Raw genomic sequence first — 23,391 nt, 5'->3', positions numbered from 1 at the left:
CGGCTTTTTCGTGCCCTCACCTCACTCAGGCAGCGGCTTGTCGGTGAACTCCAGCCACGGGAAGACTTCCCCCTTCGCTGCCTGGTCCAGCGCCTTTTGAAGCGCCGCCTCGGTCCAGCCGGGATTCTTCTCCGGCAGCCCCGTCAGCAAACGCTTCGCATCCGGCGTCTTGGATTCGATTCCCTTCGCAGGGACTTCTCCCCCGGCGCTCCACAAGATGCCATTCAGGACCAGCTTGCGGGCATCATCCTTCGCCCAGCTCCAGAGGAAATGCCCGCCCGTGAAACCAAAGGCGCGTCCGCCCTTCGGCCGTTGAAAAGTCCACGCCACGTATTGCTCTTCCTTACGGTCGTTCACCGAAGCCCGGGCATCATCATTCCCACGATACGGTGAAAGCCCCGGCTCGATGGTCTCCGCCGGTGGATGAACCTTCCACACCCGCTCCACCTTCGCATCGCTGCTCTCCCGGAGGTGGTAGTAGCACTCGTCGTAGAGTGAGAATGGCTTCACCCCCCGCGACACGGGGTGCTCCGATGGCCCCGCAAAGTCGGCCTTCCAGAAATTGCTGATGGCATTGTAAGCCTCGAAATCCGCGCCCATCAGCTCACGCCACTGCTTTCGCCGCGGATCCTCCTTCTGGTCCTTTGACTCCGGATCAGCCGCCTGGATGCCCGTCGCCCAGTGCAACGCGACCAGCCCCTTGCCGGAGTTCATGAATGCCTCCAGTTCGGCCAGCTTGTCATTCGCAGGGTGGGCCTGCCAGCCATCCGCATAGATCACCAGCGTATCCGCCTTCGCCAGCGCCGCCGCATCCGGCCAGGCAGTGACCACCTCCGCCTCGATCCCCGGCGTTTCCCGCAGTGACTCGCACAGCAGCGTGCTACCGGCCAGGTGCTTGTGCTGCCCCCACGCATGACTGTTGGTGCCGGCGAGGAAAAGCACGTGCTTGGGCTCCGCGGCACTCAGGACGGAAGCGAAGGACAGGACCAGAATCAGCGGGGTTTTCATGGGTTATCGGGCGCAAAGGAGGATAAACGCACGGAACTTGCCCGGACTTACAGGAGGGTTTGCCTTCGGAAGTTCATTTAGGTAAACGGTCAACCAAGCGGCTGGGAATCGGACCACCGCCCGAAAGCCGTCGCCATGCTTACCCGTCCACCGCTCCTCGTCGCATCCCTCCTGTGCCCTGCCCTGCGCGCGCACGGGGAGATCGAGATCCCGCCGCAGGAGTATGACTACGGCTTCCAACTCTATCAGGAAGACGACAACCGCATCCGAGTCGAAGCGCAATACCTCCGCGCCCGGATCGAGTTGAACGACGACACAGCGATCCGCTTCCAATACATCCACGACGCGATCAGCGGATCCTCCCCCACCGGAGTCCTCCCCGGCAGCGTCCAGCCCTTCTACGCGCAGCTCGAAGACGTCCGCGAAGGCATCCTCGGCGCCATTTCACGGCAAATCGGCGACCACCGCGCCGAGATCGAGTTCTCCTACAGCGGAGAAGAGGACTACATCTCACACGGCCTCGCCATCACCGACACCTGGGACCTCAACCAGAAAAACACCACCCTCCGCTTCGGCTTCAATTACCTCGATGACGACGTCGAGGTCCCGGCCCTCGGCGACCAGGACAAGAGCTCCTACGACTTCTTCGCCGGCGTCAGCCAGATACTCGACAAGAACACCCTCCTCACCGCCAATCTCACCCTCGGCTACGCGGAAGGCTATCTGAACGATCCCTACAAGCTCATCCAGCGCACCACGATTATCACCCTCCCCGGCCCCGGCGGCCCGATCCAAGTGCCCGTCGTCAATGTCTACCGCGAAAACCGCCCCGACTCACGCTTCCGCCAAGTCCTGCAACTCGGCGCGCGCCACTACTTCGACCCGGTGAAGGCCGCTCTCGATGGCACACTCCGACTCTCCCACGACGACTTCGGCATCTCCTCCCAGACCGTGCAAATCGAATGGCGGCAGGAAGTCGGCGAGCATTTCCAAGCGACACCCTTTATCCGCTACTACCATCAGGACGCCGCCGACTTCTTCACGAACACACTGGATAACTTCCCCGGAACTCCCGCCAACTTTCCCACCGGCAGCGGCCCGAATTACTCCGCCGACTACCGCCTCTCCTCCTTCGACGCCATCAGCGGCGGCCTCCGCTTGAACTACAACTTCAACGACCACCTCGGCCTCTCCGCCGCCTACGAGCGCTACGTCATGGACGGCACCGGCAACGCCTCCGAACGTTCGCCGGATCAATCCTACGCAGATGCCGACATCTGGACATTCGGCATTCACGCAGCATTTTAACCCGATGTCCTCCAAGCAACCCGTCACGCCACTCCGGCCGGACCCACAGGGTGTCCGGCATCTGGAGTTCCGTGCGCTCGGCACGAATTGCTCCATCAAGTTCCGGCTGGAGGATGAACGCGCCGCCCTGAATTTTGCAGCAGCAGCACTCACATGGCTGGAGCATTTCGAAGCGAAGTATTCCCGCTATCGCCCCACGTCATTGATCTCCCGCATCAATGACGCAGCGGGCGGCGACTGGACTCCGGTCGATCCCGAGACGGAGCAAATGCTCACGCTCGCGGCAAATCTCTATCAGCGCACGAACGGCATTCTCGACCCCACCCTGCTGCCTCTGCTGCGCGTCTGGGATTGGAAGACAGTCCACCTGAAGCTCCCCGCAAAGAGCGAGGTGAAAGCCGCACTCGCTCTCACCGGTTGGGACAAAGTCCAGCGCCGCCCCGGCGCAGTGCGCCTCCCGCAACCGGGCATGGGCCTGGACTTCGGCGGCTTCGGCAAGGAATACGCCGTCGATCACCTCACCCGCATCGCGCATGCCCACGGCATCACGGATGCCCTGGTCGATCTCGGCCGCGACATCTTCGCCATGGGAGGCAATGGCCGGCATCCTTTCTGGCATGTCGGCATCGAGGACGGCTGCCACCCCGGCCAATGCTGGGGCGGCCTCGCCATCAGCGGCCAAGCCGTTTCTTCATCCGGCGACTACGCCCGCCACTTCACTCATGATGGCGTCCGCTACGGTCACATCCTCGATCCACGCACCGGCTGGCCCGTCGCAAATGGAATGCGCGCCGTCACCGTGGTCGGCCCCACCTGCCTCGAAGCAGGCATCTTCAGTACCGCCGTCTTCGTCCTCGGCATCCGTGATGGCCTCCACCTCGCCTCGCTCGCCCGCGGCGTGGAGGTGTGTGCCCAAACTGAAACCGGAATCGAAGGGACCCGTTCCTTCGGCAGCTACCTCGTGAAAGCCGCATGAAACTCGTCGCCGCCATCCTTGCCGCCACCCTTTCGACACTGGCCGCCGAGCCAGCAAAAGTCGGACAAGCCTTGCCCAAACTCTCCACCTTGATCCCCGGAGCAAAGCTTCCGGAAACGAAAGGCAAGGTCGTCGTCGTCGACTTCTGGGCCTCGTGGTGTGGCCCCTGCAAGGCCTCCTTTCCCGCCTTCAATCGCCTCCACGACAAGTATGCGGCGAAGGGGCTCGTGATCATCGGCGTCGGCGTCGATGACGATCCCGCCAATCATCAGAAGTTCGCCAGCAAGATGGGCGCGAAGTTCCCGCTCGTTCACGACTCCGCCCACAAGGCCGCCGCCTTCTTCGCCCCGGCCACCATGCCGACCAGCTACATCGCCGACCGCAAGGGCGTGATCCGCCATGTCCACAATGGCTTCAAGGGCGCCAAGACCGAAGCCGAATATGAGAAGGAAATCCAAGCCCTGTTAGAACCATGACCCGGCTCATTCTCCTGATCCCCGTGATCGCGCTCTCCGCCTGCTCGCCCGCGCTGGTGCGCGTCCAGCCCTACGAGCGCGGCACGCTCGCAAAGCCCGTGATGGCGGACAGCCTCGATCCCCTTGAAACCGCCATGACCGATCACGCCTACTTCTCGCGCGAAGCCTGCTTCGGCGGTGGTGGCGTCGGCGGCGGCGGCTGCGGCTGCAATTGATTTCGATGACCTGTCTGTTCCATTCCGTCAGAAGCCGCATCCTCACCTCGAGGCTCGGCTCGCTGATCCTGCTCTTCCAGCGCTCGCCGCTGGTGCAGATGCTGTTCCCTGAAGCCAAGCTTCTCGGCGGCGCGGGCTTGGGAGAAGTCACCAAGTGGACCGTGGCCACCATCGCCGGACTCGGCGCTTACGACACCGTCACCGGAGCCACCGAGATCGTCCAGAGCTACCCCGATCCCAACGAGCAAATCGTCCCCGCAACCACCGGCGAAGTTCTCAACTTCATCGTCCAGGTCGTCAATGCACCCGGCCTCGACAAGGTCAGCTGGTCCATCTCCGGACTTCCGCCGGGGCTCGATCACCAGGACTTGTCCACGCCCTCCACTCATCTGATCTACGGAACCCCGACCGAAGTCGGATCTACTACAATCACCGTAACTGCATGGGAGCTGCCAAACCAGACCGGCGCTTCCATGTCGCAGGAATTCGTCATTGAAGTCGGCTCGCCCATCATCGCCACCCATCCCGCGTCGGTGGCAATCGCGAACAATACAGCTACCACCTTGAGCGTCGTGGGAAATGCCAATGGCAGCACCCTCACTTACCGGTGGTTCAAGGGAACTTCCGGATCCGGCACCCAGATCAGCGGAGCCGCGGGAGCAGGAGCGACCTACACCACCCCGACCCACACGACCGCGAATACCCCGGCGAACTACTGGGTCCGCGTCACCCGCGATGGAGTCATCCAGAACTCCAATACTGCCACGGTCACCATCGCCACCGCGCCAGCCTTCACCACACAACCGGGATCCACCAGCATCCCCAGCGGCACCACCGCCACCTTGACCGTCGCGACTTCGGGCAGCCCGCCCTCCATCCAGTGGTTCCAGGGCACATCACCCTCGACGGCCAACCCAGTCGCAGGCGCCACCTCCACTTCCTTCACCACGCCCGCTCTAACAACCACGACCAGCTATTGGGCGAGGGCAACCAATGCCGCTGGCACCGCGAGTTCCAGCACCGCCACCGTGACGGTCACAGGTGTCACTGCGCCATCGATCACCACTCAGCCGGCATCCACAACAATTGTCAGCGGCAACACTACCACCTTGAGCGTGGGAGTTTCCGGTAGTTCGCCCTCTCTTCAGTGGTTCCGCGGCAACGCAGGCGTGACGTCCGACCCTGTTGTGGGCGCCACCTCAACCTCTTTCACCACCTCGGCCCTGACAACAACGACCAGTTACTGGGTCCGGGCAACCAATACCGCCGGCTCCGCGGACTCGAATACTGCCACTGTGACAGTGACTGGCGGTGTCGATCCTTTCGAAGAATGGCGAGCGGGCCGTTTCGACACCGCCCAACTCGCCAACCCACAGATCTCCGGCCCCACCGCTGATCCGGACGGCGACGGCATGACAAATCAGGATGAGTACCTTTTCGGAGGCGGGCCTCTCACTCGCGAGCCTTCGCCGCTGACAATCTCATCCAGTGGCGGCAACCTCTCCCTAGTCTTCACCGCCCGTCAGGCCACCGGCCCCGGCTACAGCGGAAAGACGCGCCACTACGCATTGGACACTCGCACGAATCTCGCGACCGGCACGTGGACTCCCATCACCGGCTTTTCAGATATCATCGGAAACAATCAGCCGGTGACTTACTCGTCTGCGGCAGCTCCGCCCCACTCCTTCTATACCCTGCGCGTCTGGCTCACGCCGTGAACGCAAAGACCTACGCGATCAGGGAATCGCAGACTCCGGAGAACACGCTAAGGTGTCTTCAAGTTCAGCTCCCCAGCGGCCCACTGGTTTCTAGGTTTCTAGGATAAGACATGGTGTTTCTCACCCCTCCGGTTTGGACAGGCCGGAGGGGTGAACTTCCTTCAAGGCATCCTCTCCGCGCAGCGACCGCGAACGGGCGATGCATTTCGCACCCATTGAATTTCGCGACCTAACGACTTTCCTCTCGCCAGCTCTACATGGATCTGGCATGGAATGATTCGTTCACGTCGCTCCGACGCACCAGCTGTCCCGCTGATGCGTCCCCCCGCGGATCGGTTTCCCAATAAAACCAGCCGCCATGTCCCGAATCTTTCGCTGTGCCGCACTGGCACTGTGCCTAGTCGCTACGTCCCGCGCCGACCTCGATCTCAATTCGAATGGTCTCGGTGATGTCTGGGAAGCCAAGTTCCGCCCCACGACCTTCCTGCCGGGCGATGACTCTGATCGCGATGGCCAGACCAACCAACAGGAAGCCGAAGCCGGCACCGATCCCCTCTCGGGCATCGATCAATTCGCCGTCCGCTCGATCAGCGTCCAAGCTGCCAATCTGGTTCTGAAATGGCCATCGCAAGCCGGCAAACGCTACCAGCTCCAGTCCACCTCCACACCCACCACGGCCGCTTCCTGGGTCAATGTTCCCGGACTCTATGCAGGCGTCGCGGGCGATCTTTCCGTCACCATTCCGAAGCCCGCTGGCAACACCACCTTCTTCCGCGTGGTAGTGGCCGACATCGATAGCGATGGCGACGGCCTGACCGACTGGGAGGAAATCCAAGCCGGCACCAATCCCAATGGTGGCAATGACCTTGCCGCCGTGAGCGCCGCCCTCCAGGCCACTCCCGTCATCACCCTTGTCAGCGGCGATACCGAGGCCACTGAGCCAACCTCCGGTCCCGCCAGCGACTCCGGCAGCTTCCGCGTGCTGCGCAGCGGCGGCCTCGGCCGCGTGCTCGTGAAGCTTGATGCCACCGGCAGCGCAAGTGCCTCGGACTACACCGGCGTGGGGTCCACCGTCGCCGTCCCCATGTCCGCCACCGAGGTGCCGGTCACGCTCGTCCCGGTGCAGGACGCCATCGTCGAATCCGATGAACTCGCCGTGCTGTCGGTAAAGACGGATCCTGCCTACACCCGCGGAACCGCCATCACCGCCGGAGTCTTGATCAAGGACGGCATGCAAGCCAACGGCACCGGCCTCCTCGCAAGCTTCTGGAAGCACCCCACCATTCCGCCCGCCACCAGCCCCGCGCTGAATACTCCCTACTTCGGTGGAGCCCCGGTCCTGACACGGATCGATGCCACCGTAAATTATGACAACGCCGTCGCGGCATGGCCCGGCAGTCCGATCACCGTCGGCACCACTTCCGACCACTTCTCCAGCCGCTGGGAAGGCGAGATCCTTCCCGAATACTCTCAGACCTACACGTTCTTCGCCAACGCCAACGAGATGTGCCGCCTGTGGGTCAATGGGCAGCTCCTTCCGATGGCCATCAACGGCGCCGTGATCGACAGCGACTGGGAGACCCCTCCGGTAACTTTGACCCAGGGCGAAAGCTCCGCCATCATCTCGCTCGAAGGCGGCAAACGCTACCCCATCGTTCTGGAGCACTACCAGAACACCGGCGGCCACCGCGCGATCCTCTCCTGGCAATCGGCCAGCCAGACCAAGCAGGTCGTCCCTCAGAACCGCCTCTTCCCGAACGCGCCTCCGCGCATCTACGCGCCCCTTGAAGCCTTGGGCTTCATCGGTGGCCCGGCCTTCAACTATCAGATCAAGGCCAGTGCCAAGCCAACTTCCTACTCCGCGCTGAACCTGCCCCCGGGTCTCAATTTGGCCACGTCCACTGGCTTGATCTCCGGGTCACCGACCACTCCCGGCGAATGGAAGGTCATGGTCACGGCAACCAATGCCACCGGCTCCGGCTCCGCCTTCCTCACCATCACCATCGTCCAGACCAGCGGCGGCATCACCCGCGAGGTGTGGTCCATGGCTCCGGGAACCGGCATCGCCGACATCCCGGTGACGACCACTCCGACCTCCTCTCTCCTCGGCTCACTGGCTGCACCTTCTGATACCGGCGACAACTACGGTGCTCGCCTCCGTGGCTTCCTGACCGCTCCCGAGACCGGCGAATACCGCTTCTACCTCAGAGCGGATGAAGTCGCTCAATTCTTCCTCTCCAATGACGATGAACCGGTGAATTCATGGAAGCGCGCCGAGCTCACCGCCCCCGTTTCCTCCAGCGATTGGACCACCGCCGCCACTTCTCCCCTCCTGCATCTCGAAGCAGGCCGTCGCTACTATTTGGAAGTCCTTCACAAGGAAAACACCGGCAGCGATCACCTCGCCGTCGGCTGGCTCACGCCGAGCGAAATGGCGAAGGCCACCCCGGTGATCGCGACCGTGCCGGGCCACGTGCTGACCCGCTTCGAAGATGTCACCATGGGCACCGCCCCGGCCTTCATCCCACCGGCCGCTCCTCCCAATTGGACGACCGAATCCAACACCGGGAACACCAACGTCAACGCCGCTTCCCGCTTCCTCCAGCAGGCGACCTTCGGTGCCAATGGCTCGGACATCACGGCCCTCAACGGCTTGGCTTCCTACGACGCGTGGATCAATGCCGAGTTCGCGAAACCCGTCACCAAGCACCTGCCCTACGTCGAGCAGTTCCGCGATGTCTCCAATCCCAACAACTCGACCTACCCCGGCACCCTCACCTTCAACTCTTGGTGGAAGAACTCCATCCAGGGAGACGACCAGCTCCGCCAGCGCATCGCCTTCGCCCTCAGCGAAATCATGGTGATCTCCGAAACCGGCCCCCTCGACGAGCGCGCCAATACGATCTCGGACTACTATGACATGCTGCTCGATCATTCCTTCGGGAACGTGCGCGACCTCTTGGAAGCCGTGACCCTCCATCCCGCGATGGGTCGCTACCTCGACATGCTGAGGAACGACAAGCCGAGCCTCACCGCCGGCCGCATCCCGAACGAAAACTACGGACGGGAAATCCTGCAGCTCTTCTCGCTCGGCCTCTACCGCCTGAATCCGGACGGCACCCCGATGATAAACTCGAAGGGCGAGCTGATACCCACCTACGATCAGGATTCGATCATCGGCTACGCCCACGTCTTCACCGGCTGGGACTACAACTACACTGGCGCCTACAATACCTCGTTCGCCGCATCCTCGAATTGGATCGATCCGATGCGCGAGGTTCCCGCCCGCCACTTCACCGGCAGGAAGCGCCTTCTCAACAACATCGTCCTCCCCGGCATCCCGGTGCTCAATGGAGTCCCTCTCGATCCCTACGGCACCCACAGCGGCGCGGCGATCGCAGGCAATGCGGAATTCCAAGCCCTACCAACGCTGGAGCTCGATGCTGTCCACGACCAGCTCTTCAATCATCCCAACATCGCTCCCTTCCTTTGCCGCCAGTTGATCCAGCGGCTGGTCACCTCCACGCCGTCACCGGGCTACGTGTATCGCGTCGTCCAGAAGTTCAATGACAACGGCTCCGGCGTCCGCGGCGACATGAAGGCCATCATCAAGGCCATCCTGCTCGATTATGAAGCGCGCTCCCTGACAGCAGCGGGCACCTCCAGCTTCGGCAAGCAACGTGAGCCGGTCCTGCGCGTCAGCCAGTTCGCCCGCGCCTTCCGCCCGGCGAACAATTTCGCCGGCACCTACACCCAGGACGGCGGACTCATCACCGTCGACACCGGCGCGATCAACCATCGCCTCGGCAATGGCCAGAAGGTGCTGCTCGGGTTCTCGGGCGCGGGTCCCCAGTCGCACGATGGCGACTACACGGTGAGCGCTATTCCGCCCGCCACTTCCTTCACTGTTAGAACCCGCGATATCTTCCGCGGAACCTGGACTCAGCCGATAGGAAGCAATGTGATCACGGTCACCACTCCGAGCGACCACGGCTTCGCCACCGGCCAGTCGGCTTACCTCCGCTTCCGCACCGGCGTGGCCGGCACCCTTACCAGCGGCGTGTTCCCGGTCACTCGCATCGGAAACACCACCTTCTCCGTCACGGCCGATACCGCTGCCGCCGCGAGGTCCGGTGAAATCGATGTCGCCTACTTCCGCGGTAGCTACGCACAATCCAACGGCGGCGTATTGAATGTGACCTGCGGCACCCTGCCGGGCCTCGCACTCAACACCAGGCTGACGATGAGCTTCACCCTGGTCAGCAACGCGGCACCACCGGACGGCGTCTATGTGATCAAGGCCATCAGCGATACCGAACCGCGGCGCCTCACGATTGAACTCGTGAACGACACCACCACGCCACCGACAAGCTCCACCCCGGCGACGACCGTCGACCGCAATGGCATCTTCAATGCCGCACCTCACGCGCCAGCCTTGGATCGCACGGGCAGCGCGACATCAGGCTACTCGGATTGGAACGTCGCCAACACGGACACGGCCCTCGGCCAGACGCCGCTCAATTCCCCCACGGTCTTCAACTTCTTCACGCCGGACTACAAGTTCCCCGGCCTCCTGGAGAATAACAACCTCGTCACCCCCGAGTTCCAGATCAGTTCGGATACCAACGTGATCCGCCAGGCGAACTTCCTCTTCGCCGGCATCTACCACACCACCGGTAACGGCCTAACCTCCGGTTACACGAATGGCTTCAGCGCCTTCGTCGGCGGAGCCCACGACATCATGATGGACTTCTCGCCGTGGATGGGGCCGCGCACCGCCACCCCCACCGATTACTGGACCAATACCACCAATCTACGCCCGTTGATTCAGGAGCTCTCGAAGATCCTCATGGCAGGGCAAATGAGCACGGCCATGGAAGACCAGATCTACAACTTCGTCTCCAATACCACGAACATCGCCTATCCCGCTTCCCCGGCCGATACCGATCGGCGCAACCGCGTCCGCGCCATCATCTACTTCATCGCCGTTTCCCCCGAGCACGCGATCCAACGCTGAGCCCACACCCAGAAACGTCATGTCCACCATCGACCAGGACCGCGCCCGTCTCCTCCGCTCCCGCCGCGACTTCCTCCGCACCATCGGCGGGGCCGCCATGGGTTCCGCTGTCATCTCCACCACCCTGCGGGATTTCCGGCTGATCAACTCCGCCCTCGCCCAGGGCAACGGCGTCGGCGGCGCCTTCACCGACTACAAGGCACTCGTCTGCATCTTCCTCAACGGCGGGAACGATGCCAACAACCTCATCATCCCCAAGGGCGCCCAGCACGCCAACTACGCAGCGATCCGCCAGAACCTCACCATCCCGGAATCGCTGGCGTTGGCGATCACGCCCTTGAACAACGATGGCAATCAATACGGCTTCCACCCGGTCTGCCCGCAACTCCAGAGCCTCTTCCAGGCAGGCAAGCTTGCCACGCTCTTCAATGTCGGCCCGCTGCTCTTCCCAACCAGCCGCGTCCAGTATCAGAAGAAGCTGGTCGCCCTGCCGCCGCAGCTCTTCTCCCACTCCGACCAGGTCACCCATTGGCAAACTTCGATCCCGGATCAGCCGCCACGCACCGGCTGGGGTGGCCGTGTCGCCGACTATCTGCATCCCTATCAAAACGAGCTGCTTCAGGATCCGGTGAGCCGGGCCAAGATCGCCCTCTGCACCAGCATCTCGGGAGCGAATACCTTCGAGGTCGGAAACTCCGTCCAGCAATTCCACGTCTCGACCAGCGGTGCGGTCACCTTGTCAGGAACGAGCACCGCAAGGGAAGCCGTCGTCCGTAACATCGCCAAGCTGTCACAGAGCAACTTGCAGGCCGATGCCTACGGCGACGTCATCGACAATGCCATCGCCGCCGGTGCCACCCTCAACAGCGCATTGACCGACACACAAACCGGCTGGACTTGGAACACCCCTTTCCCATCCGGCAGCCTCGGCGACCAGTTGAAGATGGTCGCACGTATCATCGCGGGGCGGAACAAGCTCCAGGTGAAGCGCCAGATCTTCTTCGTCTCCGCGGGTGGCTACGACACCCACACCTCTCAGATGGGTGCGGGGGACGATGCCCTCACGGGCACCCACGCCGGCTTGCTCGGCACCCTCAGCCAGGCCATCGGAGCCTTCCAGGCAGCCATCGAACAGATCGCGGCTGACACGACCAAGCCCGGCGTCGGCGATCCCGCCTTGGCCAATAGCGTGGTCGGCTTCACCACCTCCGATTTCGGCCGCACCTTCCCGACCAATGGCCAGGGCAGCGACCACGGCTGGGGCAGTCACCACCTCATCTTCGGCGGCAATGGCAACCCCACCACCGGCGCCGTCATCGGCAAGAAAACCTACGGCACCTTCCCGGTCCTTCAGGTCAATGGCCCCGACGACACCAGCACCGGCCGCTGGATTCCCACCACCAGCGTGGACGAATACAGCGCAACCATGGCCAAGTGGTTTGGCGTCGATGCCGCCCACCTACCGGTGGTCTTCCCGAATCTCGGCCGCTTCGCGAACCCGGATCTCGGCTTCATGCGCGTCTGAACTACGAGAACCACCGTAGTCCCTGCCCATGAAAGTCCTGGCCGGAACCATCGCCGCGCTTCTTCTGTTAGGTCTCGTCCTCTGGCGACCGTGGGAAGATGCCACACCTCCGCCTGCTCCCGCCCCCCCGGCGCCGCCGACAAAGGCCACCCCGAAGCCACCGGCTCCGGAATTGCCGCCCGAGCCAGCCGTCACCCCGGTCGAGCCTCCTCCCGCTCCACCGCCGGGAAATGACCTCTCGAAGCTGACCAAGGAGGACATCCAGCGCATCCGCGACGCCGTCGATAATGTCGAGCTCACCCTGCGCGACTACGCCGTCGCGCTGAATGGCAACCCGGTCGGCACCAATGCCGAGATCACCGCCGCCCTGCTCGGCGACAATGCCAAGCAGCTCAAGCTGGATATCCCCGCCGGCTCCACCATCAATGCCGCGGGCGAACTCTGCGACCCTTGGGGCACGGCATGGTTCTTCCACCAGCTCAGTGCGAAGAAAATGGAGCTCCGCAGCGCCGGACCGGACCGGAAAATCTATACGGACGACGATTTCGTCCGCTGACCGGCCTCAGCCGAGGCGGAACGTGATCCGCGCCTTGGTCACGTCGTAGGGAGACATTTCCATCTTCACCCGGTCGCCGACGACCAGACGGATGAAACGCTTGCGCATCTTCCCGGAAATGTGCGCGAGCACCTCGTGGCCGCTCTGAAGCTGCACACGGAACTGAGTACCAGCGAGAACCGAGGTAATCATGCCTTCGACCTCCACGGACTTCTCTTCGCCGTCTGGTCCAAGCTTGCGGGCGCGCGGGCTGTTCCGGTCACCGCGGCGTCCGCCTCTTCTAAATCCTCCTTGGGGCATATGATTGAAAAACCGCGTCTTGTGACGGGCACGGCGATTCATCTCCCAAGGCAAGCCCGCGTTCAACTGCAAAAACTCCCGGAATGAGGGCCACATCCCGCTCCCCGCTATCGTAGCCGCTCGCAAACCCAGTCGTCAGCGCCCCAAGGGAGCTACTCCAGTAAGTCCAGTATCCTACACATACTGGATTACTGGACCTCACCGGGACCCGCTTCGACCGCCGAACCACGCTTGCCCCCTCCGCGCTCCGCCATTAGAACCCCGCCTCTCCATGGCCGGCTTCTTCAAATCCCTCTACAACAAGATCGCGAACAAGGCGGAAATCGACTGGGACGAGCTCGAGGCCGACCTCGTCGCCGCCGACCTCGGCCCCAAGCTCGCCATGGGCATCGTGGACGAACTCCAGCAACTCGGCCGCCAGGTTTCCGCCGAAGACGTGATCGAGTCGGCCCGCCGCCACGTCGCCAACCGCCTGCCCCCGGATTCCCCGCCGCTGCTGCCCCGGATGGACGGCAAGCCCTTCGTTTTCCTCGTCGTCGGCATCAATGGCGTCGGCAAGACCACCTCCTGCGCCAAGCTCGCCCACTGGCTGCAGCGCCGCGGCCAGCCGACCGTGCTCGCCGCCGCCGATACCTTCCGCGCCGCCGCCGTCGAGCAGCTCGAGCGCTGGGGCCAGCGCCTGAATATCCCGGTCGTGAAGGGCCAGCCAAACGCCGACCCCTCCTCGGTCTGCTTCAATGCTCACCAGAAGGCCATCGCCGACGGCTCCAAATACCTGATCTGCGACACCGCGGGCCGCCTCCACACCCGTCACAACCTGATGGAGGAGCTTTCCAAGATCAAACGCACCCTCGCCAAGAACGACGAGACCGCCCCCCACCTCACCCTTCTGGTAGTCGACGCCACCACCGGAGCGAACGCCCTCCAGCAGGCCAAGGAATTCCACAAGGCTTGCGCGCTCGACGGCGTCATCGTCACAAAAATGGACGGCTCCGGCAAAGGCGGCGTTGCCGTGGCCATCCAGGACCAGCTCGGCATCCCCCCCCGCTTCCTCGGCACCGGCGAAGAGCCCGAGCAGTTCGCCCTGTTCAACAAACAGAAGTTCGTGGAAGAGATGCTGTAATGCGCCTCCTCCCACTTTCGCTGGCTTGCCTGGTCGCCCTTTCCGGCTGCCGCAAACCCGCCCCGGCAGCATCATCTCCGGCCCCAGCCCCAACCCTGCTCGCAGGAACCTTCGCCGACGCGCCAGGTTCGTGGTGGGCACCCCATGGATCTGGCAGCTTCCGACTGGAGGTGAAGCAGAAAGGCAGCGGGCTAGAATACAGCTATTACAGTTTTGCCGAGCCGCTGCCGCCCGCCGGGAAAACCGGGAATGGAGGTTCATCGCCGATTACCTTCCCGCCCTGGCCGTCCAACTGGTTCATCTACGCGGCAGACACCGGAAACCCCAAGATCCTATGGTTCTACGGCAACGGCAGACAGCTCTGGTACACGACCATAAAGGACAGGATCTCCGATTCGCCAGTCCACCGGGTCATCGACGAGAAAGGCAAACGGGTGAAAGACAGCAAAACACCGCCTTATGCGGTGATCCAGCGGCTGCCAGCGGATCTTCAGAAACTGTTCCCTGACATCGAGCCTCCACTGGAGCGCCCGGCATTCTGAGGCTCCTCGCGCCAATTCCTCCGGCCCAGCCCTCGAAATTGCACCGCAGTTTCCCCTGTCCAATCCGAGGCAGATTGTGGCCACATGCCGGAATGCGCATCCCCCTCCTCCTCCTTACGCTCACCTTGGCCACCATTGGCTGCCGAAAGGTTGTAACCACCACCTCCTCCCCAGCGGTCACCACCCCCGACACCTTGATCGCCGGCATGGTCATCCGCACCGCCGGCACGTGGTCCGCCCACACCAAGACCACCACCAACAAGCTGGCCGTCACGGTTAGCCCGAGCTCGGTCTCTTGGGAGGTCACCAAAGAAGAGAAACTGCCGGGTGGCGGATCGGGCGGTGCATCGGGCTCGTCGGGCTTGAGCCTTCCGTCTCCCACGGCTCCCTGGTTCATCTTCGTCGAGTCACCCCAGCGCCTCTGGTTCTTCAACGGCACCAGCGACCTCAACTACAACCTTTCCGACCACGGCGGCTCACGAGGCGGCCCGGCCATCTCCGCCGGAAAGCTGCTCCCCACCGACGAAAAGGTCCCGACGGATCTGATCCTCCTCCTGCCTCCTGACCTTCAGAAGCAGTTCCCACCAATTCCGCCAAAGACCGACCGTCCAAGCTTCTAGTCCACGCCGCTTCTATTTCCTTGGCAGCGGCGATCCCACGGCGCTAGTCCCTCGCATCGACACGCCGCTTGCCATCACCGGACTCGGAGCCCTGTCAGGGCTGGGCGTCGATATCGCGGGGCATGTTTCCGCCGTGAATGAAGGCCGCACCTGCTTCCGGCCTTTGGCTGATTTGTTAGGAAACGACAGCCCGCACCGCGACCTCCCCGCCTCGTGGATCGAGCCACGGAAGCTCCTGCTCAATCGTAAGTGGGCCCCAGCCAGCATGGCCGCGCTGCATGTCGCCAGACAGGCCATCGCCGACGCCGGCTGGACCGCCTCCGAGCTGGAATGCACCGCCCTCTTCCTCGGCACCAGCCGTGGCACCGCTGCGGGCTGGATCGATCCATGGCCGGAGCGCCGCGCCTTCCCGCTGATGGCTGCCAGCAATTCCCTCCACAGTGAGCCCGCCGCCGCCGTCAGCATCGAACTCGGCATCCGGGGCCCATGGCAGGTCCAGGCCAGTGGATGCGCCGCGGGGCTCGATGCCCTCGGCATGGCCGCGCTATGGCTTTCCGCCGGTTTGGCTGAGCGCGCGCTCGTCGTTGCCGTGGATCTGCCGCTCTCGCCCTGTCTCTTGGACAGCTACGCCGCCACCGGCATCCTTTCGAAAAACGGTATCAACGATCCCTATTCGCCCGAGACCACCGGCATCCTTCCCGCAGAAGCCGCCGCGGCGATCGCCTTGGAACGTCGCTCACACTCCGGCTCGCCGTTGCTCTCCGGCTACCTGGCCAATGCCGACGCCGCCGATGCCATCGGCATGCCCGCAGGAGCACCGGGAGTGGCACGGCTGTTAGAGCAGGCCCTCAGAAAATTCGGCCCGCCCGTGGCGCTATGTCCGCATGCCAGCGGCACCGCCTCGCATGCCACCTTGGAACCCGCCGCCATCCTCGCTTCGTTGAAAAACAGCATCACACTCTGCCCCCTCAAGCCCTACACCGGCCACGGCATCGGCGGCGGCGGACTACTTGAAACCGCGATTCTCGCCGCCTTCCTCCGCGAAAACCGGCTCCCTCCACCGCTGCCTCACTTGACCTGCCCGGCCGGACTGACCATGACGCCCCCCGCGCTTCCCCCCGGAGCCACCGTTTTCAAACTCGCTTCCGCCCTCGGGGGAAAGAATTCCCTCGTCGCCCTGCAAGCTTCGCCATGAACGACCTGCGACTCGAAGTCTCCATCGACGATCAACAGCTGCGCCTCTACCGCGGCACCGAACTGGAACGCGAATACCCCGTCTCCACCTCAGCCAAGGGAGTCGGCTTCACCGAAGGGAGCTATCGCACGCCCACCGGCCGCTTCGTCATCGCGCAAAAGGTCGGCGAAGGCGAGCCCGTCGGCACCATCTTCAAAGCTCGCAAGGTTGTCGGCCACTGGCAGCCCGGAGAAGCCCCCGGTCAGGATCTTGTCCTGACCCGCATCCTCCGCCTCAGCGGACTCCAGCCCGAGAGCGCCAATACCTTCGACCGCTTCATCTATTTCCACGGCACCAATCAGGAGGAAAAACTCGGCACCCCGGCGAGCTGTGGCTGCATCCGGCTTTCCAACGCCGACATCATCGACCTCCACGACCGCGTGGAGCCAGGTGCGGTCGTCGAAATCCTGCCACCCACCCGCAAGCGCGGAAAACTGATCTTCTTCGACTGCGACTCCACGCTGTCTTCCATCGAGGGCATCGACGAACTCGGCCGCGCCCGGGGACCCGAAGTCTTTCAGATGGTCGAGCACCTGACTCATCAGGCGATGAACGGCGAAGTGCCGATCGGCGAGGTGTTCGGGCGTCGCATGGAGATCATTCAACCTGACCGCGCCACCGCTGAAGTTGTCGCACAACTTTATCTCGACACCATGGTACCAGGAGTACCGGAAGTCATAAGTCGGCTGAAATCCGAAGGCTGGACACCGGTCATCTTGTCCGGCGGCTTTGCACCCCTCATCCAGCCGCTGGCCGACGCCCTCGGCATCGAATATGTGGAGGCAGTTCCCCTTCACTTCCATGCGGACGGCAGCTATGCCGGATATGGCGAGAGCTATCCCACCACTCGCAATGGTGGCAAGCCGGAGGTGATTCGCGAATGGAAGCGCGCCATTCATCCTGAAGCAGTGGTGATGGTGGGCGATGGAGTGTCCGATCTAGAGGCAAAACCGGAAGTCGATCTATTCATCGGTTTCGGCGGCGTCGCCGCGCGCAAGGCCGTGCAGGAAGGGGCTGGAGCCTGGATCACGAGCATGTCCGCTTTTTCGACTATTAAGCTCCCGGGGACCGCCTCCTCCCCTGCCTGAGCTTGGGAAAGCAAGGCCCCCACTTGGCCATCCCCCGGCCGCCCCAGAAACTTGTTAGGTCGATTCACAACCCTGTTAGATCAGTGGTGACACCTCGGAACATCAACTCCCACCTTCGTGGGATAAGCCGTCAGGTAAACCCCTACATGAGAATAAGCTTTTACACTGAAAAAAGGAAGCACCCGAGCCCCCATTACAGCTTCATTCCAAGCATCTAACGAGGACTGAGCGCCCCATGTCTGATTTTGCGAATGTCGTCATCGGTTTCTCCGTAGTAAAAATACGAATATATAAACTTTTTGAGTCCGAGTTCCAGATTGATCTTGCGACCAGTCAGCATCGAGATTAACCCTCGGGAGTCATGAGCAACTCCAACGTCAACGCCGCTAAAGGCCGTCGTTATACCACAAAGGAAAAAGCCGAGATCATCGCTTTCGTGGACAAGGTGAACTCGGAGAAAGGTCGCGGTGGCCAGAGCGCTGCCTCGAAGAAATACAAGATCTCGCCCCTCACCATCTCGAGCTGGATTCGCTCCGGCATCGGTGGCGGATCTATCAGTGCCTCCTCCGGTTCCGGATCCGTGGCTGGCCCGATCGGCAAGAAGCTCTCGAAACTCCAAGCCCTACATGACCAGATCGCCAAGGCTGAAAAGGAACTCGGCAAGCTGAAGTCCCAGTTCAATGCCCTGAAGGCAGCGCTATAAGCTCGATCACAGTTCAAGTTCTCTCAATGCCCGCCATTCCCCGGAATTGGCGGGCATTGTGTTTTCCCGCGGCGCGTTTTCGCCCTCGCAGGTCGGGATCTGCGATGCCAAGGTCCCGCCGGAATGTTTGAAGTCCGCGAGAAACCCCAGATGGTCGAACGCGCACTGCTGGTGCGCCTTTATTTCGATCCACGCGAAGAAGAGGAATCGGAGGCCCTGTTAGAAGAACTCGGCGAACTGGTATCCACGCTCGGGATCGGCGTGGTGGAAAAGGTGCTGGCCCGCAGCCGTGAAATGCACAGGAAGTTCCTCTGCGGCACCGGCAAGGCGGCGGAAATCATCGAGCTGGCAAAGGCTCACCAATGCGACGTCATTGTTATCGATAACCAGCTCGCCCCGTCCCAGCAGCGCGAGTGGGAAAGGGCCGCGGATCTGTGTGTGATCGACCGCGAGGAAGTCATTCTCGATATCTTCGCCCGGCGCGCCCAGACCAAGGAAGCACGACTCCAAGTAGAACTCGCGCGCATGCAGTACGCGCTCCCCCGGATGGCGCGGATGTGGGGACACCTTGACCGTGAAGGCGGATCGGGTGGCGGACAGGGTGGCGGTGCCGCCCGTGGCATGGGTGAGAAGCAGATCGAGGTGGACCGGCGGATGGCCCATGTCCGCATCGACCGCGCCCGCCGTGAGTTGGACGAAGTTCGCAAGCAGCGGGCCACCCAGCGGAAGGAACGGGAGCGCATGGAAACGCCCCATGCCGCGATCGTTGGCTACACCAACGCCGGCAAGTCCACCCTCCTCAACCAGCTCAGCGGTTCCGACGTCATGGCGAAAGACATGTTGTTCGCCACGCTCGACACCACCACCCGGAAGATCGAGCTGCCGGACGGCCAGCCGCTGCTGATCACGGATACCGTCGGCTTCGTCCGCAATCTCCCCCACCGGCTTGTGGAAGCGTTCAAAGCCACCTTGGAAGAAGCCGTGCTCGCGGACTTCCTGATCCACGTGCTGGACGCCACATCGCCCGAAATCGAGCGCTTCCATGAAACCACGCTGCATGTGTTGGGCGAGCTTGGAGCCGTGGACAAGACCACCGTCACGGTGCTGAACAAGATCGATCTGGTGACGGACCCCGATCGCTCGGCAGAGTTGAGACAACTCTTTCCAGACGCACTGAGGATTTCCGCCGCCACCGGACTGGGCATGCCGGAGCTTTTGCAGAAGTGCTCCGAGGTCCTCGCCGACCGGGTGCGCCGTCGCCACTATCGTATTCCCCAGCGGCGTGCCGACCTGATGGGCATGCTCCACCGCGATGCGAAAGTGCTTTCCACCGAGTACGAGGATAACGACATCCTGGTGACCGCCGTGGTGCCCGCCGCCATCGCCGGCCGACTGGAAGAGTTCGCCTGCTGAGATCTCTTCTCAGCCCGGCTTCACCCATTCCATCGCTTTCACCGCCGTGATCTCAAACTGGCGGCGCTTCTCGCTCCCGTTCACCCCGCGGATCGAGAGCGTCGCGGGAAAGATCTTGTTCTCGGACTCCTGAATGTCCCGGATCGACGGGTTCTGGCGGTCGAGATAGAGGTCCAGTGTCTCCTGCAGGTCGGGCGAGGTGGCTTTGAAATGAACCCACTTCTGCTCGTCGCTGAATTCATGAAGGTAGAAGCCGCCCGGCTGGAGGATCACGCGGACCTCGGCCGCTTCGGCGACCTTTCCGGCAATCAAGTCCGGCCACGCCACCGAGCTCCACCGCGCGTAGCACTCGAAATCAACCTTCGCCCCTTGGGGATCGACCGTAACGCTCAGCAACCGCGCCGGACCATCGGCAATCTCCACGGAGTAGGTTTCAAAAACCAAGTTTCCAGACGAACCGGACGTCAGCCAGTTGAATCCTTTGACCTGCTCGGTGGCACCGGGCCCGCTTTTGAAGAATGTCTCCATCTCCGGCCCGACCTGCTCGGGATTCCGGATCAGCTCCAGACGTTCCTCTTGGCTCTTCGCCTTCATGAAACGATCGGCGATCACGGAGGGAACCGGCCCATGCCATTTCTCAAGCGGCGTCGATGCTTCCGCACGATCGCCCGCCACGGGTTCGCCTTGTCCTCCCTTGGAGTGCATGCGCCCCATCACCCAAAGCCCCGCAACCGTCACCAGCAACAGCACCACGATCAAGCCGCCAATCACCCACTCCTTCTTGGCGTGGGCCAAGCCCTGCCCACCGCCGCCACGCCGTCGCCGCGAGCCGGAGGACGAGGAGTGCCCCGAGCGAAGGTCCCGTGTCGCATCGGGCATGGTTCCATGCGCGGCAAATCTTACCCGGCGCTTGGGTTCGGGAATCCGCGAGGGTGCGTCGTCGGAAGGCATCGGAGGTAGGGAGGTTCCAGCTTCTGCGATTCTGCCCAGTGATCGGCTTCCGACAAGGTCTTTCCCTGACGGGTGGTGCAGGAAATTACTTACAGGCACCGACCTCACCCCGATCCGCGGGACCGGAATTTGAGCCGATTCTCGGTCTCCCCTCCGAAGCGCCCGCGGATCCGGCACGCAGGACCTCACCGGTCCCTGCATTTCGCATCTCATCAATTATGCGCGAATCCGTAATTTCCTGCGATTTTGGCGCGAAAACGGCCGTAGGAACCTGCGTCGCATGCTTGGACACGCCCGTTCCATTTTGATGCAAGTCGCCGTGATGGGCAGTGTCGTCACCGGCGGCATCGGCCATGCCCAGACGACCGTCGATGCCCGTTGGAAAAGCGAGGCCCTCCCCCTGCTCGAAACCTACTGCTACGACTGCCACGGCGACGGGATCAAGAAGGGCGAGCTTGCCCTCGACCGCTTCGACTCGATCGCAAAAATGCAGCAGAATCGCGAGGCATGGAAGCGCATCCGCGATCACCTCAAGCATCGCCTGATGCCGCCGCTCGATGAGGATCAGCCGACCATGGCAGAGCGGGAGAAGTTGCTCGCTTGGATTGATGATGCCGTCTTTCCGGTGGATCCGAAGCACCCCGATCCCGGCCGGGTGACCCTGCGGCGCCTGAATCGCGTCGAGTATCAGAACACCCTCCGCGATCTATTGGGAGTCGAGGTGAATGTGATGGACCTGATCCCGCCGGATGACTCGGGCTATGGCTTCGATAACATCGGCGATGTTCTCACCCTCTCTCCCGCCCACCTCGAGCGCTATCTGGAGGCCGCTCGCGTGGCCCTCGACAAGGCGGTGAAACCCGGCGTGATGCCACCGCCGGAAACGAAGATCAACGGGCGTGACCTGGAAGGAAATGGCCAGCGTTCGGAAGAAGGCCACTACCTCTTCAAGGCCGGCACCGCAGAGACGCTTTATCGTCCCCTGCGCCCCGGAAAATATCTCGTGACGGTAAAGGCCTGCGGCACGCTCGGCGGCGACGGGCCACCGGCCATGGAACTGAAGGTCGGGGACAAGACGCTTCACGAATGGAAGGTCGATGCGCCGATGGACCGGCCGAAGGATTACTCGCACGAGATCCAGATCGAAACCAAGGAGCCGGTGTCGATCGGGGTTTCCTTCACGAACGATTTTTACGACGAGCACCATCCCGATCGCTCGCGCCGCGACCGCAATCTGATGGTGAATGCCATCACGATCACGGGCCCTCTCGATGGCCCCCCGCCGCCCAAGCCGGAGAGTCATCGCCGCATCTTCACCGAGCGCCAGCCCGGCGAGAATGACCGCACTTACGCACTGGACGTGCTGACTCAGTTCGCTCGCAAGGCCTTCCGCCGCCCACCTCGCGACGGCGAGGTGACCCGCTACCTCGAACTCGTTTCCCTGGCAAAGGATGAAGGCGTCGAACAGGGCATACGGCTGGCCTTGGAAGCGATGTTAGTTTCGCCCTCCTTCCTCTTCCGCGAGGAGCCCCAGCCCGAACCCGACAACGCGAAGAAGATCCACACCATCGATGAGCATGCGCTGGCCACGCGTCTCTCGTATTTCTTCTGGAGCACCATGCCGGACGAGCGGCTGATGGAGCTGGCGAGTCGTGGCGAGCTGCGGAAGAACCTGCCTGCCGAGATCGACCGGATGATCGCCGACAAGCGCTCGCGGCAATTCGTCTCGAACTTCACCGGCCAATGGCTTCGCCTCCGCGACCTGTCCTCGTCCCTCCCTGCCAAGCGCGCCTTCCCGAACTTCAATCCGCGCTTGCGCGAGTCGATGCGTCGTGAAACCGAAATGCTCTTCTCCTGCGTGGTCCGGGAAGACCTGCCGATGACCACGCTGCTCGATGCGAACTTCACCTTCCTCAATGAAGACCTTGCCCGCCACTATGGAATTCCAGACGTCAAAGGTGACGAGTTCCGCAAGGTCGAGCTGAAGGACAGCCACCGCCGCGGCATCCTAGGCCAGGGATCATTCCATCTACTCACCTCCTATCCCCTCCGTACTTCCCCCGTATTGCGGGGCAAGTATGTCTTGGAGAACCTCCTCGATACCGCCCCGCCTCCCCCTCCGCCAAACATACCGCAGCTTGAACCGCCTTCCCGTCATGGCGACCAGCGCAGCCTGCGTGAGCAGTTGGTGAAGCACCGTGAAGATCCCGCCTGCGCCTCCTGCCACGCCCTGATGGACCCCATCGGCTTCGGCTTGGAGAACTTCGATGCCACCGGTGCCTGGCGCGACCGCGAGAACGGCAAGGACATCGATACCTCGGGCGAACTCGCCGACGGACGGAAAATCCATGGCGTCGATGAACTCCGCAAGGCCCTCGTCGAAGACCATCGCTCCGAATTCCATCGCTCGGTCGCAACCAAGCTCCTCACGTATGCCCTCGGCCGCGGCCTCGACTGGTACGACAAGCCCGCCCTCGACAAGATCGTCGCCGATACCGAAGCCGCCAATGGCAGCTCGCGCGCGATGCTCCGCGCCGTGATCGACTCCGTCCCCTTCCAGAATCGCCGCGGCGATTCTTAGAACTTCCAGCTGCCATCCACCATCTAACACCTCAGCC

General features: G+C 62.7%; 19 protein-coding genes. 16 read left to right on the top strand and 3 right to left on the bottom strand.

The window, feature by feature from the left end; translation table 11 throughout:
* Positions 1-21 precede the first annotated feature (21 nt).
* A complete protein-coding gene (locus WKV53_RS05220; RefSeq protein ID WP_341403297.1) occupies positions 22-1,008 on the bottom strand; it encodes a ThuA domain-containing protein in 987 nt (328 codons plus the stop codon).
* A 135-nt stretch (positions 1,009-1,143) separates the two neighbouring features.
* Between WKV53_RS05220 and WKV53_RS05215 the strand changes: the two genes are divergently transcribed.
* The 8 genes from WKV53_RS05215 (at position 1,144) to WKV53_RS05180 (ending at position 12,799) form a co-directional block, all read left to right on the top strand.
* A complete protein-coding gene (locus WKV53_RS05215) occupies positions 1,144-2,316 on the top strand; it encodes a DUF3570 domain-containing protein (protein WP_341403296.1) in 1,173 nt (390 codons plus the stop codon).
* A gap of 4 nt (positions 2,317-2,320) precedes the next feature.
* The gene (locus WKV53_RS05210; RefSeq protein WP_341403295.1) at positions 2,321-3,292 is read left to right on the top strand and encodes an FAD:protein FMN transferase; all 972 of its coding nucleotides are present in this window, start codon (positions 2,321-2,323) and stop codon (positions 3,290-3,292) included.
* On the top strand, positions 3,289-3,768 hold the full coding sequence (locus WKV53_RS05205; protein WP_341403294.1) for a peroxiredoxin family protein: 480 nt from the start codon (positions 3,289-3,291) through the stop codon (positions 3,766-3,768). Before WKV53_RS05210 ends, WKV53_RS05205 begins: the two co-directional genes overlap by 4 nt.
* The gene (locus WKV53_RS05200; protein ID WP_341403293.1) at positions 3,765-3,983 is read left to right on the top strand and encodes a DUF4266 domain-containing protein; all 219 of its coding nucleotides are present in this window, start codon (positions 3,765-3,767) and stop codon (positions 3,981-3,983) included. Before WKV53_RS05205 ends, WKV53_RS05200 begins: the two co-directional genes overlap by 4 nt.
* A gap of 5 nt (positions 3,984-3,988) precedes the next feature.
* Positions 3,989-5,701 (top strand): Ig-like domain-containing protein, encoded by a 1,713-nt coding sequence (locus WKV53_RS05195; RefSeq protein WP_341403292.1) that lies wholly within the window; start codon positions 3,989-3,991, stop codon positions 5,699-5,701.
* Between the two features lie 358 nt (positions 5,702-6,059).
* The gene (locus WKV53_RS05190) at positions 6,060-10,718 is read left to right on the top strand and encodes a DUF1800 family protein (protein WP_341403291.1); all 4,659 of its coding nucleotides are present in this window, start codon (positions 6,060-6,062) and stop codon (positions 10,716-10,718) included.
* Between the two features lie 19 nt (positions 10,719-10,737).
* Positions 10,738-12,243: a DUF1501 domain-containing protein gene (locus tag WKV53_RS05185; protein ID WP_341403290.1), complete on the top strand. Its 1,506-nt coding sequence runs from the start codon at positions 10,738-10,740 to the stop codon at positions 12,241-12,243.
* A gap of 28 nt (positions 12,244-12,271) precedes the next feature.
* Complete coding sequence (locus WKV53_RS05180) at positions 12,272-12,799, top strand: hypothetical protein (RefSeq protein ID WP_341403289.1); 528 nt, start codon at positions 12,272-12,274, stop codon at positions 12,797-12,799.
* A 6-nt stretch (positions 12,800-12,805) separates the two neighbouring features.
* Here WKV53_RS05180 and infA read toward each other — a convergent pair whose 3' ends face one another.
* A complete protein-coding gene (gene infA / locus WKV53_RS05175) occupies positions 12,806-13,006 on the bottom strand; it encodes a translation initiation factor IF-1 (RefSeq protein ID WP_341404116.1) in 201 nt (66 codons plus the stop codon).
* Positions 13,007-13,370: 364 nt separating this feature from the next.
* Here infA and ftsY point away from each other — a divergent pair, with 364 nt between their 5' ends.
* The 7 genes from ftsY (at position 13,371) to hflX (ending at position 19,822) form a co-directional block, all read left to right on the top strand.
* On the top strand, positions 13,371-14,222 hold the full coding sequence (gene ftsY, locus WKV53_RS05170) for a signal recognition particle-docking protein FtsY (protein WP_341403288.1): 852 nt from the start codon (positions 13,371-13,373) through the stop codon (positions 14,220-14,222).
* Positions 14,223-14,392: 170 nt separating this feature from the next.
* Complete coding sequence (locus WKV53_RS05165) at positions 14,393-14,764, top strand: hypothetical protein (RefSeq protein ID WP_341403287.1); 372 nt, start codon at positions 14,393-14,395, stop codon at positions 14,762-14,764.
* Between the two features lie 92 nt (positions 14,765-14,856).
* A complete protein-coding gene (locus WKV53_RS05160) occupies positions 14,857-15,384 on the top strand; it encodes a hypothetical protein (RefSeq protein WP_341403286.1) in 528 nt (175 codons plus the stop codon).
* Positions 15,326-16,579, top strand: coding sequence for a beta-ketoacyl synthase N-terminal-like domain-containing protein (locus tag WKV53_RS05155; protein WP_341404115.1), 1,254 nt, complete (start codon positions 15,326-15,328; stop codon positions 16,577-16,579). The genes WKV53_RS05160 and WKV53_RS05155 overlap by 59 nt, the downstream gene beginning before the upstream one ends.
* Positions 16,576-17,706 carry an HAD-IB family phosphatase gene (locus WKV53_RS05150; RefSeq protein ID WP_341403285.1) on the top strand — a complete coding sequence of 377 codons (1,131 nt, stop codon included), beginning with the start codon at positions 16,576-16,578 and terminating at the stop codon, positions 17,704-17,706. Before WKV53_RS05155 ends, WKV53_RS05150 begins: the two co-directional genes overlap by 4 nt.
* 361 nt (positions 17,707-18,067) lie before the next feature.
* A complete protein-coding gene (locus WKV53_RS05145) occupies positions 18,068-18,409 on the top strand; it encodes a hypothetical protein (RefSeq protein WP_341403284.1) in 342 nt (113 codons plus the stop codon).
* A 123-nt stretch (positions 18,410-18,532) separates the two neighbouring features.
* Positions 18,533-19,822, top strand: a complete 1,290-nt coding sequence (gene hflX, locus WKV53_RS05140; RefSeq protein WP_341403283.1) for a GTPase HflX — start codon at positions 18,533-18,535, stop codon at positions 19,820-19,822.
* A 9-nt stretch (positions 19,823-19,831) separates the two neighbouring features.
* On the opposite strand, the gene WKV53_RS05135 is transcribed toward hflX, so the two are convergent.
* Positions 19,832-20,773, bottom strand: coding sequence for a hypothetical protein (locus tag WKV53_RS05135; protein WP_341403282.1), 942 nt, complete (start codon positions 20,771-20,773; stop codon positions 19,832-19,834).
* Positions 20,774-21,053: 280 nt separating this feature from the next.
* On the opposite strand from WKV53_RS05135, the gene WKV53_RS05130 reads away from it, so the two are divergent.
* A complete protein-coding gene (locus WKV53_RS05130) occupies positions 21,054-23,354 on the top strand; it encodes a DUF1592 domain-containing protein (protein WP_341403281.1) in 2,301 nt (766 codons plus the stop codon).
* Positions 23,355-23,391 lie beyond the last annotated feature (37 nt).

The sequence above is a fragment of the Luteolibacter sp. Y139 genome (assembly GCF_038066715.1).
Lineage (GTDB): Bacteria > Verrucomicrobiota > Verrucomicrobiia > Verrucomicrobiales > Akkermansiaceae > Haloferula > Haloferula soli.
This window is presented reverse-complemented; position numbering and strand designations above follow the sequence as displayed.

Bases quoted from the DNA above. Each gene is read 5' to 3' on its own strand.
- WKV53_RS05220 (WP_341403297.1), bottom strand. From the start codon at position 1,008: ATGAAAACCCCGCTGATTCTGGTCCTGTCCTTCGCTTCCGTCCTGAGT.
- WKV53_RS05215 (WP_341403296.1), top strand. From the start codon at position 1,144: ATGCTTACCCGTCCACCGCTCCTCGTCGCATCCCTCCTGTGCCCTGCC.
- WKV53_RS05210 (WP_341403295.1), top strand. From the start codon at position 2,321: ATGTCCTCCAAGCAACCCGTCACGCCACTCCGGCCGGACCCACAGGGT.
- WKV53_RS05205 (WP_341403294.1), top strand. From the start codon at position 3,289: ATGAAACTCGTCGCCGCCATCCTTGCCGCCACCCTTTCGACACTGGCC.
- WKV53_RS05200 (WP_341403293.1), top strand. From the start codon at position 3,765: ATGACCCGGCTCATTCTCCTGATCCCCGTGATCGCGCTCTCCGCCTGC.
- WKV53_RS05195 (WP_341403292.1), top strand. From the start codon at position 3,989: ATGACCTGTCTGTTCCATTCCGTCAGAAGCCGCATCCTCACCTCGAGG.
- WKV53_RS05190 (WP_341403291.1), top strand. From the start codon at position 6,060: ATGTCCCGAATCTTTCGCTGTGCCGCACTGGCACTGTGCCTAGTCGCT.
- WKV53_RS05185 (WP_341403290.1), top strand. From the start codon at position 10,738: ATGTCCACCATCGACCAGGACCGCGCCCGTCTCCTCCGCTCCCGCCGC.
- WKV53_RS05180 (WP_341403289.1), top strand. From the start codon at position 12,272: ATGAAAGTCCTGGCCGGAACCATCGCCGCGCTTCTTCTGTTAGGTCTC.
- ftsY (WP_341403288.1), top strand. From the start codon at position 13,371: ATGGCCGGCTTCTTCAAATCCCTCTACAACAAGATCGCGAACAAGGCG.
- WKV53_RS05160 (WP_341403286.1), top strand. From the start codon at position 14,857: ATGCGCATCCCCCTCCTCCTCCTTACGCTCACCTTGGCCACCATTGGC.
- WKV53_RS05150 (WP_341403285.1), top strand. From the start codon at position 16,576: ATGAACGACCTGCGACTCGAAGTCTCCATCGACGATCAACAGCTGCGC.
- WKV53_RS05145 (WP_341403284.1), top strand. From the start codon at position 18,068: ATGAGCAACTCCAACGTCAACGCCGCTAAAGGCCGTCGTTATACCACA.
- hflX (WP_341403283.1), top strand. From the start codon at position 18,533: ATGTTTGAAGTCCGCGAGAAACCCCAGATGGTCGAACGCGCACTGCTG.
- WKV53_RS05135 (WP_341403282.1), bottom strand. From the start codon at position 20,773: ATGCCTTCCGACGACGCACCCTCGCGGATTCCCGAACCCAAGCGCCGG.
- WKV53_RS05130 (WP_341403281.1), top strand. From the start codon at position 21,054: ATGCTTGGACACGCCCGTTCCATTTTGATGCAAGTCGCCGTGATGGGC.